We start from the raw sequence: 15,002 nt of genomic DNA on the forward strand, positions 1-15,002 counted from the left end.
ATCCGTTCCCGAAAGATCCGATGACCCAGGATATCGCTGAAGACGAGCGCCGCTCAGGCCTGCGTACCATCCGCAAGGTTGCGCCCTATCTCTGGCCCGATGACGAGCCATGGGTCAAACGGCGTGTCATTGGCGCGCTGGTGCTTCTGGTGTTTGCCAAGCTGATCGCGGTTGTCGTGCCGATGATCTACAAGGGCGCTGTGGATGCGCTGGCCGGTGAAGGTGTTCCGATGCTGGCATTGGGGGCCGTTGGCCTGACGGTTGCCTATGGCGGCGCGCGGTTGCTCAATGTCGGCTTTCAGCAATTGCGCGATGCGGTCTTTGCTGCCGTGGGCCAGCGCGCCTTGCGTGCCCTTGCGCTCGAGACCTTCGGGCATATCCACAAGCTGTCGATGCGCTATCACATCACCCGCAAGACCGGCGGCCTCAGCCGGATCATCGAGCGCGGCGTCAAGGGCGTGGATTTTCTGTTGCGCTTCATGCTGTTCAGCATCGGCCCGCTGGTGCTTGAACTGCTGCTTGTGGGCATCATCCTGACGGTTCTGTTCGACGCGTGGTATCTGCTGATCGTCACCGTCACCATCGCGCTGTATGTCTGGTTCACCTTCGTGGTCACCGAATGGCGCGTCAAACTGCGCCGCGAGATGAACGAGCAGGACACCGATGCCAACCAGAAGGCCATCGACAGCCTGCTCAATTTCGAAACGGTCAAGTATTTCGGTGCCGAAGCCCGCGAAACCAGCCGCTATGACAGCGCCATGCGGCTGTATCAACAGGCCGCGCTCAAGACATCCTATTCGCTGGCCTTCCTGAACTTCGGCCAATCCGTCCTGATCACCGGTGGTCTGATCGGTGTGATGGTGCTGGCTGCTCTGGGTGTGCAGCGCGGCGATCTGACCGTGGGCGATTTCGTGATGGTCAATGCCTATATGATCCAGATCACCATCCCGCTCAATTTCCTCGGCACCGTCTATCGCGAGATCCGCCAGAGCCTTGTGGACATGGGCGAGATGTTCGACCTGCTGGAACAACCCGCCGAGGTCAGCGACAAACCCGGTGCCCGCGATCTCGAGGTCAGGGGCGGGCGCATCACGCTGGAAAATGTCCGCTTTGGCTATGAAGACACGCGCGAGATACTCAAGGGCGTGGATCTCACCGTGGAACCCGGCGAGATGGTGGCAATCGTCGGGGCAACCGGCTCGGGCAAATCCACCATCGGTCGATTGTTGTTCCGGTTTTACGACGTCACCGGAGGTGCTCTCAAGATCGACGGGCAGGATATCCGCGATGTCACGCAAACCAGCCTGCACAGCGCCATAGGCGTGGTACCGCAGGATACGGTGCTGTTCAACGACACGATCCGCTACAACATCGCCTATGGTCGCGAAGACGCCACCGAAGAGCAGATCTTCGAAGCCGCGCGCGCCGCGCAGATCCACGACTTCATCCTGTCGCTGCCGGATGGTTATGAAACCACCGTGGGCGAACGCGGCCTGAAACTCTCGGGCGGCGAAAAGCAACGCGTCGGGATCGCACGCACCTTGCTGAAAGACCCGCCGATCCTGTTGCTGGATGAGGCAACCTCGGCGCTCGACAGCGACACCGAGGCCGAGATCAAGGAGGCGCTGGCACGCGCCGGGCAGGGGCGCACGGTGATCACCATCGCACATCGCCTCTCGACCATCGCCGAGGCCGATCAGATCGTGGTGCTGGAAGCCGGCGAAGTCATCGAACGCGGCACGCATGACGAATTGCTTGCGCGTCAGGCCCGCTATGCCCAGCTCTGGCAACGCCAGCAATCCGACGAAGAGGCGGCCTGATCCTGACGGCCGGGCAAAGGTGCCCGAGCTTTATTCTGCCGCCTTCAACGGTGTGCTGTGCGGTGCAATCGCCGCAGGCTGCTGGCCCTCTTCCCAATAGATCTCAGGAGCCTTGATCCGCCGTGCGGCGCGCTGCAACGCCCAGTCCTGTGCCGCCTTCGAGCTGCGCCCCATGGACAGGCGCGCCAGCGCCCGGGCAATCCACATCACATAGGTCACAAACCAGATCCGGATCGCCAGAAGCGACGGCGTCACCACCAGCGTCAGCACCGTTGCCACACCCAGACCGAACACCACGGCTGTGGCCAGTTGCTTCCACCACAGCGCCGTGGGGCTGTCGATGGAATAGCCACCGCCGATGAAATCAAGGCTGAGGCCAAACATCATCGGAGCCAGACCGGCCATGGTTGTGATGGTGGTCAGCAGAACCGGGCGGATGCGCGCTTCGGCCGTGCGCACGATCGCTTCGATGCGCGGCATGTAGCGGGAATATTCCTGATAGGTATCAATCAGAACAATGTTGTTGTTCACCACGATCCCCGCCAAGGCGACGATACCGGTTCCGGTCATGATGATCGAGAACGGCTGCTGCATCACCATCATGCCGATCAGAACGCCGGTGGTGGACAGGATCACCGCCAGCAGCACCAGCGTGGCGTTATAGAACGAGTTGAACTGCGCCAGCAGGATGATGAACATCAGCCCCAGCGCACCGGCAAAGGCATTCACAAGGAAGGCCCCGGATTCCGCCTGTTCTTCTTGATCGCCGGTCCATTCCCAGCCGATGCTGGCCGGCAGCGGGTTGGTCTCCAGCCATTCGGTCAGAACCGCGATCCGCTCATTGGCGTTGATGGGCGCGGCGCGCAGATCGCCCGCCTCGATGGCGGCTATAAGATCGCTCTGGCCCACATCATCGCCCAGCACCATCACCCGGTACCCGACCTGAGCGCCGGGCAGGCGGATCAGGCTCGGATCGCTCTCCAGCACCGCCGGATCCTCGATCACATGGGCCATGGCCAGCCGGACCTCGGTGTCATCGGGCCCGTCGATGATCAGCTTGGCCAGCCCGGTTTCCACATCGGCCTTCACATCGAAGACACGGTGCTGATTGACCCGCGTGATCGAGGCCAGCTTGCTCACCGGTTCGCGGGTGATGAAATTCGACAGCGGGATCAGACCGTCCCGCGTGCGCACTTTCAGCGTATCAAGCGTGGACAGAACCCTGTCGCTTTCGGGCAGACGGACCCGGATCTCGATCTCTTCGTCGCTGGTATCCACCCGCATCGTGTCCAGCAGAATGCCGCGCGTGACCAGCTGCACCATCGCACCAACCGTGGCCACATCCGCGCCATAGCGCCCCGCTTTTTCCACATCGACATTGATCTGCCAGTCGATGCCGGGTAGGGGGGTCGTATCCTCGATCTGGATCAGCCCCGGCGTTTTGGCGAATTGCGCCCGCGCAATGGCGGCGGCGGCCTCCAGATCATCCCATGAATCACCGCTCAGCCGCAGATGCACGGGCTTGCCCGAGGCCGGCCCCTGCTCCAGCGGCAGGATCTCGGCCTCGAAGCCGGGGATCTGCGCCAGTTGCGCGTTCAGGTCCGAAATCACCCGGTCACCGTCGAATTCATAGGCCACCACCTGGCGTTCCAGCAGGTCAAAGAACCAGGTCTCGTTCTGTGTGGGGCGATCCTCCCAGGGGATGATCTCGAACTGGACCTGACCCACGGTATCCTGGGGCTGGGATGCACCCGGACCGGCAGTATCCAGCCCGCCTTCTCCGGCAAAGGCAAAGACGTTGATCACAGCCGGGTGGGTCATGATCACATTTTCGACCTGGCGCACCATGTCGTCGGCTTCCTCAAGCGACAGGTTGCCACGTCCGCGCACATAGACCGTTGCCTGTTCAGGCTCGTTCTCGACAAAGAACTCCACGCCGCGATTGTTCTGACCATAAAGGCCAAACACCGTGACCACGGCGAAGGCCACCACCGCCAGCGTGACCAGGGGCATGACCGGATTGCCGGCAATCGCCTTGATGAACCAGCCAAAGGCCGTGCGCCGATGGCCTGCGCGCACCGGCTGCTCGCGCCGTTCGATCCGCGCGGCATCCAGCGTGATCGACCCCGCAAAGGCCCCGATCAGGAACAGCGCGATACCAAAGCTCTCGGCCAGCATCACAGAGGTGCCCTCGGGCAACAGATAGCCGGGGTTCAGGATCTGCATCGCGCCCAGGAAAATCGTATAAAGCGCCACAGGCACCAAAGCCGCGCGCAGCAGCCACGGGGTGCGCGCCCGCAGCGCATCCGAGGCGAACCCGAACGACCGGCTCATGCGCCCCGATACACCGCCCATGACCGGCAGATAGATCAGCGCCACCACCAGCGAAGCCGACAGCACAAAGATCAACGTGACCGGAAGCATCCCCATGAACTCACCCGGCACACCGGGCCAGAACAGCATCGGCAGGAAGGCACAGAGCGTGGTTGCGGTCGAACTGACCACCGGCCAGAACATCCGCTGCGCGGCCTCGACATAGGCATGCATCGGGCCCGAGCCTTCGGCGATGCGCTTGTCGGCATATTCCACCACCACGATGGCGCCATCCACCAGCATCCCCACCGCAAGGATCAGGCCGAACATGACGATGTTCGAGACCGTCACGCCCATCACGGCCAGAAAGGCAAAACACAACAGGAACGAGGTCGGGATTGCAAAACCCACCAGCAGGGCCGCGCGCGATCCCAAGGCCGAAAGCACCACGATCATCACCAGCGCCACAGCCGTCAGGACCGAACCTTCAAGCTGGCCGACCATCGATCCGACAATCCGGCTCTGGTCATTGGATGTCCCGACTTCGACCGCCGCCTGCAACTCGGCGGGCCATTTCTGTTCGGCGGCGCGCACGGTCTGTTTCACCAGGTCGGCGGTGTCGATCAGGTTGAACCCCTTGCGCTTGACCACCTGCAAGGCAATCGTATTGACGCCGTTGAACCGGGCCGTGCCGGCGCGATCCTCAAAGGTAAAGTTGATCTCGGCCAGATCGCCCAGCGTGATCACGCGATCCCCATTCGTCTTGACGGGCAGGCGGTAGATATCGCGCGGCTCTTCAAAGGATGACGGGATCTTGACCGAGAACGTTCCCTGGGCGGTCTGCACCTCGCCGGCGGCCACCAGCAGGTTGTTGTTGCGCACCACGTTGATCAGCTCATCGGCCGTCACGTTATAGCTTTCCAGGCGCAACGGATCGATCACCACCTCGACCATCTCTTCGCGATCGCCCGCGATGCCGGCCTCCAGCACCGCGTCCAGCGATTCCAGCTCGTTCTGCAAATCCCGCGCGATCCGCGCCATCGTGCGCTCAGGCACGGCACCGGTCAGATTCACGATGATGATGGGAAATTCCGAAAAGTTGATTTCCGAGACCGAAAACTGCTCGGCCCCGTCCGGGAAATCGGCCTGCGCCGAGTTCATCGCATCGCGCACATCGGCCATGATGGCCGTCTTGTCCCAGCCGAATTCGAACTCCAGCACGACGTTGGCATAGTTTTCAGCGGCACTTGAGGTCATCTTTTTCAGACCATCCAGGTCCGCCAGCTCGGTTTCCATGGGCTTGACCAGAAGGCTTTCGCTGTCGGCGGCGGAAATACCCGGAAACTGCACCGAAACCACCAGAGCCGGAATCTCGATATCCGGCTCACCTTCCTTGGGAAGGCTGACATAGGCATAGCCCCCCGCAATCAGCGAGAGGGCAATGAAGGCAATGATCATGCGGGCGCGATCAGCCGCCCATGATACCAGTCCCGTCATTGGCCAAGCTCCCGATACGTGGCCTCGACCCGCACACCGGCGGTGACAAAGTCCTGACCGACCACGATCACATCCACCTCATCGGGCAAGCCACCCAGCCAGACACCGTCCATCTCATCGCGCAAGACCGACACGGGTTGGAACTCCACCAGACCGTCCGCGCCCACACTGCGCACCCCCAGCTTGCCATCCGAATTCAGCGTCAGCGCGGACTGGGGCAGTTTATGGGCCATTTCGCCGGCGGCCAAGATGCCGATTTCCGCCGTCTGCCCATCGCGGATCGAGAAATCCGGGTTCGCAACCTCGACCTCGACAAGGAAGGTGCGGGTGGTGGGATCGGATGAGCGGCTCAGAAAGGTGACCTGCCCCTGAACTTCGCGCCCCGATGCCAGCCGCGCACCGGCCATCGCACCGGGAATGATGCGGTCCACCTCTGTTTCCGGCACATAGCCCACCAGCTTGATCGGATCCAGCTGGATCACCGTCGCGCAAAGCGAACCGGGCTGCATCAACGCGCCCAGTTCGGCCGTATCGCTTTCCAGAAGCCCGGCAAAAGGCGCCTTGATGGTCAGCCTGTCAATCTCGTTCCGGGCCGAAGCCACAGCGGCCTCGGCGGCCTGGATGCCCGATTGTGCAGCCTGCAGGCCCGCGCGCGCGGATTCCACACCGGCCTGCGCGGAACTCAGGGCGGCCTTTGTCGTCGCCACGCGCGTGTCCGAAGCAAAGCCTCCCTCGCTCAGACGGTTTGCCGCGGTGTCGTTGATGCGCGCCTCTGCCAGCCGGGCAAGCGCCTCGTCCAGGCGGGCCGCTGTCTCGGGCACACGGCTGCGGGCCTCGTTCAGACGTGCCTGCATTTCTTTCAGCGCGGCATCGCGCGGGCCCGGATCCAGCCGGCACAACTCCTGACCAGCCTCGACGAACTGGCCCTTGCGCAACGGTTCGGACAGGATCACCGCCGATGTTTCGGCCCGCACATCCACCTGACGCGCCGCTGCGGTCTCTCCGCGCAGAATCACGGCGCGATCAATGACCTGCGCGCGTGATTTGAAGGCGACAACGCCGACGGTCGGGCTTGGTTGCTGGGCAGGGGCGGCTGCCGGTTGCGGGCTTGCGACGGTCTCTTGCGGCGCTTCAGCCTCGACCCCACCCCGCGCGAGGTTCATCAGACGGTCGCGTTCAAACACGGCGACATACAAAAACGCAGTCACCAATAAAGCGGTGAGAACTGGAATAACTCTCATAGACTCGTCTTTCTTGCACTGGTCGCGTTCGAGCAGCCCCGCATCGGGCCCTTGCCGCACATATGTGGCTCTATCCGAGCCGCGTCCAGACTAAACTAACCAGTTCAGATTAAATTTTTTGACACCGGCGCGCAAGGCCCCCGCTTTCAGCTGCCCGGCGGCTCTTGGCTTGGCCCGCACAGCCCTGTAAGAGGGAGGTCACTTTGCGGAGACATCCGCAGGGTCAGGGTGGATTACAGGCCGAAAGGCAGTACGGCATGAGTGACAGCGACAGCTTTATCAACGAAGTTACCGAAGAGGTCCGCCGCGACCAGCTTTACGGCTATTTGCGCCGCTATGGCTGGATTGCGGTGGTCGTGATCCTGGGAATCGTCGGAGGCACGGCCTTCAACGAATATCGCCAGTCGCAGGCCAGCGCGCAGGCGCAGGCTCTCGGTGATGCGCTGATCGATGCTCTGGAAGAACAGGACGCCATGTCGCGCGCCGGGGCCCTGGCCGCGGTCGAGGTCCAGTCCGCAGGCGGGCAGGCGGTGCGCGATTTCCTCCTGGCCACCGAACAGGCCGCGGCCGGTCGCACCGAAGATGCGATTGCCACGCTGGACGGCATCACGGAAAATGGCGATGTGGCCGATATCTATCGCCAGATCGCCGCCTTCAAATCCCTGACCCTTCAGACCGACACGCTGGCGCTGGAAGAACGCCGGCTCTCCTTTGAAGGCCTCGCCCAGCCGGGTGCGCCGCTGCGCGTGCTGGCCGAAGAACAGCTTGCCCTGATCGACATCGAAGCGGGCCAGATCGACGCCGCCATCGCGCGGCTGCAATCGCTCTTGATTGACAGCGAAGTGACCTCGGACTTGCAACAACGCGCGCGGCAGGCAATTGTGTCGCTGGGCGGCGATCCTCAGGCCGTCCCCGGCCAGCAGGGCTAACCCCGGCACAAGACACGGGCAGCAGAGCATGACCACGCCGGACCACAGATCGACGGATGGACAGGACAGGCCTTGACAAGATGACCGTATTTTTTCCGAAATCGCGCCGGCGTCTGGCGCTGGCCGCATCCCTGGTTGCCGCTCTGGCGGCCTGTGCCGAGGATGAGCTCATCCTCCCGGGCGAGCGTGAGAACATCCGCAGCGATGAGGTGCTTGCAGCCACCAACCTGGCCCCTGCCGACGATGTCGCGGGCACACGCGCGATTTCGCTGCCTGCCCAGTCGCGCAATGCCGAATGGCCCCAAAGCCCCGGCACAGCCGCCTATCGCACCGCCCATCCGGCCCTTGGCTCAGCGCCGGTGCGGATCTGGAGCGCCAATATCGGTGCCGGAGACAGCCGCAAGCAGCGCATCACCGCAGATCCCGTCGTGGGGGGCGGGCGAATCTACACGCTGGATGCCAATGCCCAGGTCAGCGCCATTTCCCCCCAGGGCAGCCTCATCTGGAGCAGCGATCTGCGTCCGCCCCGCGACAATGAAGGCGACGCCACCGGCGGCGGCCTGGCCTATGACAATGGCACGCTCTATGTCTCCTCGGGCTTTGGCGAAGTCACCGCCCTCGATGCGGCCAGCGGAGCCGTGCGCTGGCGTCAGCAACTCGATTCCACCGGTTCGGGCAACCCGCTTGTGGCGGGGGGGCTCGTCTATCTCGTGGCGGGCGATGACACCGGATGGGCGATCGAAGCCGACAGCGGCCGCATCGCCTGGCAATTGACCGCGACCCCCTCGGTGGCGAATGTCCTTGGCGCACCCGCCCCGGTTCTGGCGGGCGGCCTTGCGGTGTTTGCCTTCGGCTCGGGAGAACTGATCGCCACCTTCCCGAAAGGCGGTCTGCGCCGCTGGGCCGCCTCCGTGGCAGGCCAGCGCACCGGACGCGCGACCTCGCGGATCTCCGATATCACCGGGGCCCCGGTGGTGGTGGGCTCCACCATCTATGCGGGCAACCACTCGGGCCGCCTGGTGGCCTTCAACGCCGGGAATGGCGAACGTCTCTGGACGGCGGCCGAAGGTGCCCTGAACCCGGTCTGGCCCGCCGGAGACAGCATCTTCGCGACCTCGGACCGCAACGAACTGCTGCGCCTGGATGCCGGCTCGGGCCAGATCATCTGGCGCATCGAATTGCCCGGCTTCATCAAGGACCGCTCCAACCGACGCGACGAGATCGTGGCCCATCACGGTCCGATCCTGGCGGGCGGACGTCTGGTCGTGGCCTCCAATGACGGTCTGCTGCGCTCATTCTCACCGACCGACGGGCAACTGCTCGCCACCACCGAAATCCCCGGCGGAGCCACAACCGGCCCGGTTGTCGCCGATCAGGTGCTCTATGTCGTCTCGACCAGTGGACAACTCCACGCTTTCCGTTGATCGCCTGATGGGTTAAAGGGCCTCTCTGATCTCCAGAGGCACCGACACATATCATGAGCTTTACCCTCGCCATAGTGGGCCGCCCGAATGTGGGCAAATCCACGCTGTTCAACCGACTGGTCGGCAAACGACTGGCGCTGGTCGATGACCAGCCCGGCGTCACGCGCGATCTGCGCGAGGGGGCTGCGCGTCTGGGGGATCTGAAATTCACCGTGATCGACACCGCCGGTCTGGAAGACGTCACCGATGACAGCCTGCAGGGCCGCATGCGCCGCCTGACCGAACGCGCCGTGGACATGGCCGATATCTGCCTGTTCATGATCGACGCGCGCGCGGGCGTGACCCCCACCGATCAGGTCTTTGCCGAGATCCTGCGCAGACGCTCGGCCCATGTGATTCTGGCCGCCAACAAGGGCGAAGGTGCTGCCGCCGATGCCGGCGTGATCGAAGCCTGGTCGCTGGGACTGGGAGAACCGATCCGCCTGTCGGCCGAACATGGCGAAGGGCTCAACGATCTCTATGCCCAGCTCCAGCCGCTGGCCGATGAATACGAAGAACGCGGCGAAGAAGAGACCCCCGAAATCGACGTCGATCTGGACGAAGACGATGACGAGGATCACGCCATCCCGATGCCGACGCATGCCAAGCCACTGCAAGTGGCCGTGGTCGGCCGGCCCAACGCGGGCAAATCCACCCTGATCAACCAGATCCTCGGAGATGACCGTCTGCTGACCGGTCCCGAGGCCGGCATCACCCGCGACGCGATCTCCTTGCGCATCGACTGGGCCGGGCCCGATGACAGCGTCACCCCCATGCGCATCTTTGACACCGCCGGCATGCGCAAGAAGGCCAAGGTCCAGGAAAAGCTCGAAAAGCTCAGCGTCTCGGACGGGCTGCGCGCAGTGAAATTCGCCGAAGTCGTGGTGGTGCTTCTGGATGCGGCCATCCCCTTCGAACAACAGGATCTGCGCATCGCCGATCTGGCCGAACGCGAGGGGCGCGCGGTGGTTGTGGCGGTGAACAAATGGGATATCGAAGAGAACAAGCAGGAAAAGCTGCGCGAATTGCGGGAAGCCTTCGAAAGGCTGCTGCCCCAGCTCAAGGGCGCGCCGCTCGTCACCGTCTCCGCCAAGACCGGCAAAGGGCTCGACCGGCTCTACAGCGCGATCCTGCGCGCCTATCAGATCTGGAACCGCCGGGTGCCCACCGCGGCGCTGAACCGCTGGCTCAATGGCATGCTCGAGGCCCATCCGCCCCCCGCACCCCAGGGCAAACGCATCAAGCTGCGCTACATGACACAGGCCAAGACCCGCCCGCCGGGTTTCGTGGTCATGTGCTCACATCCCGACAAGATGCCCGAAAGCTATACCCGCTACCTGGTCAACGGGCTGCGCGCGGATTTCGACATGCCGGGCACACCGATCCGCCTCTACATGCGCGGGCAGGGCGAAAAGAACCCCTACAAGGGCCGCAAGAAAGCCCAGCCTTCCAAGCTCAAGAAACACCTCAAGCGCCCCGGCACATAAGCCGGGCGCGCTGCTGTTTCTTTCTGGTCGAAAATACCCGAAAGCCCGGCCCGATCCGGGGCGCGCGGCTTATCCGCTGGCCGAGCGTTCCCGGCAGGTCTGCTCAGCCTGCACCAGGGTCAGTGAATTGCCGATCAATTCCACCGAATTGCTGAAGCCGCCGCTGGCCGCGCCTTGCGGGGGCGGGGTTAGGCCAAAGCGCACCGCGGGTTTGCCGGGCACCGAACGGCTGGGTGCCACGCCCTGCAGCACATAGATACGCTGGGTTCCGGCTGCGGCAGCGCGGCTCGCCGCAAGATAGGCCCCGCACCAGTACAGCGAATCTTCCGTGAAATCGGCCACCACCTCGAATGTGCCGTCACTCAGCACATATGCCGTCACGCGCGAACGGTTATCCGCATGCGCCGGGAGGGTTGCCAGAACCGTGGCGGCCAAAAGGCCAGATCCCAAAACCTGTCTGAGCATGTCTCTCTCCTGTTGGTGTTCACAGGGTGATACGCCGTCAACCGCGCTTTGGATGCATATTCGGGTTAACACTGTCGTGATGCAGGCTGTCCACAAGATTGGCACCAGAGTGCCAAAGCGTCTCCAGCCTCTTGAAATCTCCTTCAAAAACTTGTGCCATGGGCGCGTTAGACCTAAGTGGGTGGAGCATGGGCCGTTTGGATCGCGGCGCTGTGTTACGGGGGACGACATGAATTTGCGCGAATACACGCGGCGCTATTGCGACAAGGACAATCGCATGGCCGCCGCCAGCTATTTCGGAACCTTCGCGGTGTATTTCGCATCGCTCTATCTGGCGATCACGTTTCACGACAGCTGGTGGATCATGATCCCTGCAGGCGTGGTGCATGCGGTGGCATCGGTGCGCCTTTACGTGCTGCAACATGACGCCGGGCATCTGTCGCTCTTCGAGACGCGCAGCCAGAACGCATGGGCCGGTATCGGCCTGTCGCCCTTCACCTTCGCGCCCTACGAGGTGATGAAGCAGAACCACAACCTGCACCATGCCGGCACCGGCAATCTTGATCACCGCGAAACCGGCGAGATTCACACCATGACCCTGCGCGAATGGGAGGCCGCGGGCGTCTGGAAACGCCTGCAGTATCGCCTCTATCGCAACCCGTTCATTCTGGTGCCGCTGGGGGCGCTGTTCACCTATTTCATCCGCTACCGCTGGCCCAAGAACACCATGCGGTTCGGCGTGGGCGCCGTGCTTCAGCACAATGCCCTTGTGGCGGCCTGGGTGGCCACGATCTACCTGCTGTCAGGGACTGTGGGCCTTGTGGTCTATTTCTCCTTCGCGTTTCTCGGGGGCATGCTGGGCGTGTTCCTGGTCTATCTCCAGCATAATTTCGAAGACACCTATTGGGAACGTCGCCCCCATCTCGATCCCGAACTCGCAGCACTTCAGGGGGCCTCGACGCTGGATTTCGGCCATTGGTTCGATATCGCCGTGGCCAATATCACCTGCCACGACCTGCACCATTTCAACGCCAATATCCCCAGCTATCGCCTGCGCCGCGCGCGCTATGACCTGCCCGAGGAATTCGCGCCCCGCCGCATCGGCTTTGTCGAGGCGATCAAGGCGCTCAATCTCAAGCTCTGGGATGAGGATGCACAGCGCCTCGTGCCCTTCCCGAAACACCCGGCAAACCGCGCGGTCCGCGCCCAGGCCTGAGGCGGGCAGGGGTCGCGCGCGCCCAACCCGCGCCGAAAACCCCGCTCAGGCCCGCGGGATCGTCATGGCGCGCACGGCCAGCAAGCCGACAATCCCGGCACCCGCCAGCGCAAGAATGGACACCAGCAGCGCGCCGCCCAGATTGTTCACCGCCACGCCCACCAGCGCCCAGACCACCGCCAGCCCGTATTCCGGCACGCCCTCCAGCGCCACCTGCACCGCCGAGGCCAAAGCCACCGCCAGCAACAGGCACAGGATCGCGGCCGGCACGTCCTGCATCAGACCCCAGCCCGCCAGACACAGCCCCAAAGCCACGAAACTGGCCGCCGAAAGCCAACCCGCATAAAGCCCGATCGGCGCGCGACCCCACCAGCGATCCAGCAGCGGCGCGCGAAACAGCGCCAGCAGCGCCGGGATCAGCAGGCCCAGATCAGGACGGCCGCCGCCAGGGCGCTCATCTTGGCCACGGGCAGCCATCCGGCCCCCACCACCAGCGACAGCACCAGGTAGGGGCGCATCTCGGCCCAGTCCTCGGCCGTGGCGCGCCGGCTCAGCCCATAGACCGCCCCGACAAACAGCCACAGGTAAATCACCCCCCAGATCGCAAAGGCATAGCCCGCAGGCTGCACCGCCGGATCCTCCTGCGGGATCGGGAACTGATCGGCATCGAACCCGCCGAAATCCGGCACCACAAGCGAGGACAGCCCGAACGCCAGCGCCGCCAGCACAACGCCGATGGCCCACAGAATATTGCGGGTATCGCTGCTCATTCCAGCTCACCGGTGGATGACAGGCGTGTCTTGCCGCCCAGGTAAGGGGCCAGTACGGCCGGAAGATCGACCGACCCGTCCTCGCGCTGGCCATTCTCCAGCACCGCGATCAGACAGCGCCCCACCGCAAGGCCCGAGCCGTTCAGCGTATGCACGAACTCGGGCTTGCCACCGCCCTCAGGGCGAAAGCGCGCATTCATCCGGCGCGCCTGGAAATCGCCGGTGGTCGAGACCGAACTGATCTCGCGATAGGCGTTCTGACCGGGCAACCACGCCTCGATGTCATAGGTGCGGCGCGCGCCGAACCCCATGTCGCCGGTGCACAGGATCACCGTGCGGTACGGAATGCCCAGCCGCTCCAGCAGATCCTCGGCGCAGCGCAGCATGCGCTTTTGCTCGGCGTCGCTCTCATCGGGATGGGTGATCGACACCATCTCGACCTTTTCGAACTGATGCTGGCGCAACATGCCCGCCGTATCCTTGCCCGCCGATCCCGCCTCCGAGCGGAAACACAAGGTATGCGCCGTCATCCGCATCGGCAGCGCGCCCGCCTCAAGAATATCGCCCGCCACCGAATAGGTCAGCGTCACCTCCGAGGTCGGGATCAGCCACCAGCCATTGGTGGTCTGATAGCTGTCATCGCCGAATTTCGGCAGCTTGTCGGTGCCATACATCGCCTCATCGCGCACCAGCACCGGGGTCGCCATCTCGGTCAGCCCGTTCGCATCCACATGGGTGTCGATCATGAACTGCGCCAGCGCCCGGTGCAGCCGCGCCACGGCCCCCTTCAGCAACACGAAACGCGCGCCCGACAGCTTGGCCGCCGTCTCGAAATCCATCGAGGCCGCAACGCCCGCGATCTCGTAATGCTCCTTGGGGGCAAAGGCGAAACGGGCCGGCTCGCCCCAGCGGTTGACCTCGACATTGTCTGCCTCATCCGCGCCATCGGGCACATCCGCCGCGGGCAGGTTGGCGATCCGGGCCAGCATGTCGCTCAGCTGCGCATCCAGCGCCTTGGCCTCGGTCTGCATGGTGGCGATCTCGGCCTTTTTCTCGGCCACCAATGCGCGCAACCGCTCGAATTCGGCGTCATCGCCGCGCGCCTTGGCCGCGCCCACCTCTTTCGAGGCCGCGTTCTGTTCCGCCTGCGCGGTTTCGGCCGCCAGGATCTTGCCCCGCCGTGCCGCATCCAGCGCCAAAAGCTCGGACGACACCGGCCCATCCCCGCGACGGGCCAGCGCGGCGTCAAAGGCGTCAGGGTTCTCGCGGATGGCGCGAATGTCATGCATGGGTCTGATCCTGTGTTTCGAGTCGTCTGCCGCACCTTATGCCGCAACCCGGCGCAGGGTGGTAGGGGGCACGATCACCGCCCCCGGGTCACCACCGGGACGCACGCCGCGCCACCGGCTGAAACCCCAGCGCTCACTGTCCCCAGGTCGAGGGATCGTCGCGATCAAACCCGATCTCTGTCTGCCAGGCGCGCCAGGCGGCTTCGAAGGCTTCCCGGCCTTCATGGGCCCTCGAAAACCTCTCTGGCGGTGTAATACCTTCGGGAAGTGCGACCGTGTCATCGCCAAAGACACTGTCAACATGCTCCTGAGTGAGCCCGACCTGTGTGTAATCGACATATCTCAGCCTCGCACCTCGAAGAGACGCGGAACGGAGGTCTGTCTCCTCATCCATCTCCGCCCAGCTGAGGCCTGCCCCCTGCAACTGCGCCCAGTCGAGGTCTGCCCCCTGCAACTGCGCGTCCCAGAGGTCTGCCCCCTGCAACTGCGCCCTGATGAGGCTTGCCCCCTGC

At 63.8% G+C, this 15,002-nt stretch carries 12 protein-coding genes; 5 read left to right on the forward strand and 7 right to left on the reverse strand.

Annotation, left to right across the window (positions count from 1 at the left end):
• The first annotated feature begins 20 nt into the window (after nucleotides 1–20).
• Nucleotides 21–1,820 carry an ABCB family ABC transporter ATP-binding protein/permease gene (locus WAO69_RS17570; RefSeq protein ID WP_422181546.1) on the forward strand — a complete coding sequence of 600 codons (1,800 nt, stop codon included), beginning with the start codon at nucleotides 21–23 and terminating at the stop codon, nucleotides 1,818–1,820.
• Between the two features lie 30 nt (nucleotides 1,821–1,850).
• Here the strand turns inward: WAO69_RS17570 and WAO69_RS17575 are convergent, their stop codons facing one another.
• Both WAO69_RS17575 and WAO69_RS17580 read right to left on the reverse strand, forming a co-directional pair.
• Complete coding sequence (locus WAO69_RS17575) at nucleotides 1,851–5,630, reverse strand: efflux RND transporter permease subunit (protein ID WP_422181548.1); 3,780 nt, start codon at nucleotides 5,628–5,630, stop codon at nucleotides 1,851–1,853.
• Nucleotides 5,627–6,871 carry an efflux RND transporter periplasmic adaptor subunit gene (locus WAO69_RS17580; RefSeq protein ID WP_422181550.1) on the reverse strand — a complete coding sequence of 415 codons (1,245 nt, stop codon included), beginning with the start codon at nucleotides 6,869–6,871 and terminating at the stop codon, nucleotides 5,627–5,629. The genes WAO69_RS17575 and WAO69_RS17580 overlap by 4 nt, the downstream gene beginning before the upstream one ends.
• Nucleotides 6,872–7,128: 257 nt before the next feature.
• Here WAO69_RS17580 and WAO69_RS17585 point away from each other — a divergent pair, with 257 nt between their 5' ends.
• From WAO69_RS17585 to der, 3 genes are all read left to right on the forward strand, one after another.
• Nucleotides 7,129–7,800 (forward strand): hypothetical protein, encoded by a 672-nt coding sequence (locus WAO69_RS17585; RefSeq protein ID WP_422181552.1) that lies wholly within the window; start codon nucleotides 7,129–7,131, stop codon nucleotides 7,798–7,800.
• 80 nt (nucleotides 7,801–7,880) lie between these two features.
• Nucleotides 7,881–9,224, forward strand: coding sequence for a PQQ-binding-like beta-propeller repeat protein (locus tag WAO69_RS17590; protein ID WP_422181554.1), 1,344 nt, complete (start codon nucleotides 7,881–7,883; stop codon nucleotides 9,222–9,224).
• 53 nt (nucleotides 9,225–9,277) lie between these two features.
• Complete coding sequence (der, locus tag WAO69_RS17595; RefSeq protein ID WP_422181556.1) at nucleotides 9,278–10,750, forward strand: ribosome biogenesis GTPase Der; 1,473 nt, start codon at nucleotides 9,278–9,280, stop codon at nucleotides 10,748–10,750.
• Between the two features lie 69 nt (nucleotides 10,751–10,819).
• Here der and WAO69_RS17600 read toward each other — a convergent pair whose 3' ends face one another.
• Entirely contained in the window at nucleotides 10,820–11,215 is a 396-nt protein-coding gene (locus WAO69_RS17600) for a hypothetical protein (RefSeq protein ID WP_422181558.1), read from the reverse strand.
• Nucleotides 11,216–11,444: 229 nt separating this feature from the next.
• Between WAO69_RS17600 and WAO69_RS17605 the strand changes: the two genes are divergently transcribed.
• Complete coding sequence (locus WAO69_RS17605) at nucleotides 11,445–12,431, forward strand: fatty acid desaturase (RefSeq protein WP_422181560.1); 987 nt, start codon at nucleotides 11,445–11,447, stop codon at nucleotides 12,429–12,431.
• A 45-nt stretch (nucleotides 12,432–12,476) separates the two neighbouring features.
• On the opposite strand, the gene WAO69_RS17610 is transcribed toward WAO69_RS17605, so the two are convergent.
• From WAO69_RS17610 to WAO69_RS17625, 4 genes are all read right to left on the reverse strand, one after another.
• Nucleotides 12,477–12,908, reverse strand: a complete 432-nt coding sequence (locus WAO69_RS17610) for a hypothetical protein (RefSeq protein ID WP_422181561.1) — start codon at nucleotides 12,906–12,908, stop codon at nucleotides 12,477–12,479.
• The gene (locus tag WAO69_RS17615) at nucleotides 12,848–13,201 is read right to left on the reverse strand and encodes a hypothetical protein (RefSeq protein ID WP_422181563.1); all 354 of its coding nucleotides are present in this window, start codon (nucleotides 13,199–13,201) and stop codon (nucleotides 12,848–12,850) included. Before WAO69_RS17615 ends, WAO69_RS17610 begins: the two co-directional genes overlap by 61 nt.
• Entirely contained in the window at nucleotides 13,198–14,490 is a 1,293-nt protein-coding gene (gene serS, locus WAO69_RS17620) for a serine--tRNA ligase (RefSeq protein WP_422181565.1), read from the reverse strand. The genes WAO69_RS17615 and serS overlap by 4 nt, the downstream gene beginning before the upstream one ends.
• A gap of 133 nt (nucleotides 14,491–14,623) precedes the next feature.
• Nucleotides 14,624–15,002: pentapeptide repeat-containing protein (locus WAO69_RS17625; protein ID WP_422181567.1), on the reverse strand; the 379-nt coding region annotated here is incomplete at its 5' end.

The organism is Aestuariivita sp., assembly GCF_049276915.1.
Lineage (GTDB): Bacteria > Pseudomonadota > Alphaproteobacteria > Rhodobacterales > Rhodobacteraceae > Aestuariivita.

What these genes read in the sequence shown, in the direction of transcription:
- WAO69_RS17570 (WP_422181546.1), top strand. Translation starts at nt 21, where the DNA reads ATGACCCAGGATATCGCTGAAGACGAGCGCCGCTCAGGCCTGCGTACC.
- WAO69_RS17575 (WP_422181548.1), bottom strand. Translation starts at nt 5,630, where the DNA reads ATGACGGGACTGGTATCATGGGCGGCTGATCGCGCCCGCATGATCATT.
- WAO69_RS17580 (WP_422181550.1), bottom strand. Translation starts at nt 6,871, where the DNA reads ATGAGAGTTATTCCAGTTCTCACCGCTTTATTGGTGACTGCGTTTTTG.
- WAO69_RS17585 (WP_422181552.1), top strand. Translation starts at nt 7,129, where the DNA reads ATGAGTGACAGCGACAGCTTTATCAACGAAGTTACCGAAGAGGTCCGC.
- WAO69_RS17590 (WP_422181554.1), top strand. Translation starts at nt 7,881, where the DNA reads ATGACCGTATTTTTTCCGAAATCGCGCCGGCGTCTGGCGCTGGCCGCA.
- der (WP_422181556.1), top strand. Translation starts at nt 9,278, where the DNA reads ATGAGCTTTACCCTCGCCATAGTGGGCCGCCCGAATGTGGGCAAATCC.
- WAO69_RS17600 (WP_422181558.1), bottom strand. Translation starts at nt 11,215, where the DNA reads ATGCTCAGACAGGTTTTGGGATCTGGCCTTTTGGCCGCCACGGTTCTG.
- WAO69_RS17605 (WP_422181560.1), top strand. Translation starts at nt 11,445, where the DNA reads ATGAATTTGCGCGAATACACGCGGCGCTATTGCGACAAGGACAATCGC.
- WAO69_RS17610 (WP_422181561.1), bottom strand. Translation starts at nt 12,908, where the DNA reads ATGGCTGCCCGTGGCCAAGATGAGCGCCCTGGCGGCGGCCGTCCTGAT.
- WAO69_RS17615 (WP_422181563.1), bottom strand. Translation starts at nt 13,201, where the DNA reads ATGAGCAGCGATACCCGCAATATTCTGTGGGCCATCGGCGTTGTGCTG.
- serS (WP_422181565.1), bottom strand. Translation starts at nt 14,490, where the DNA reads ATGCATGACATTCGCGCCATCCGCGAGAACCCTGACGCCTTTGACGCC.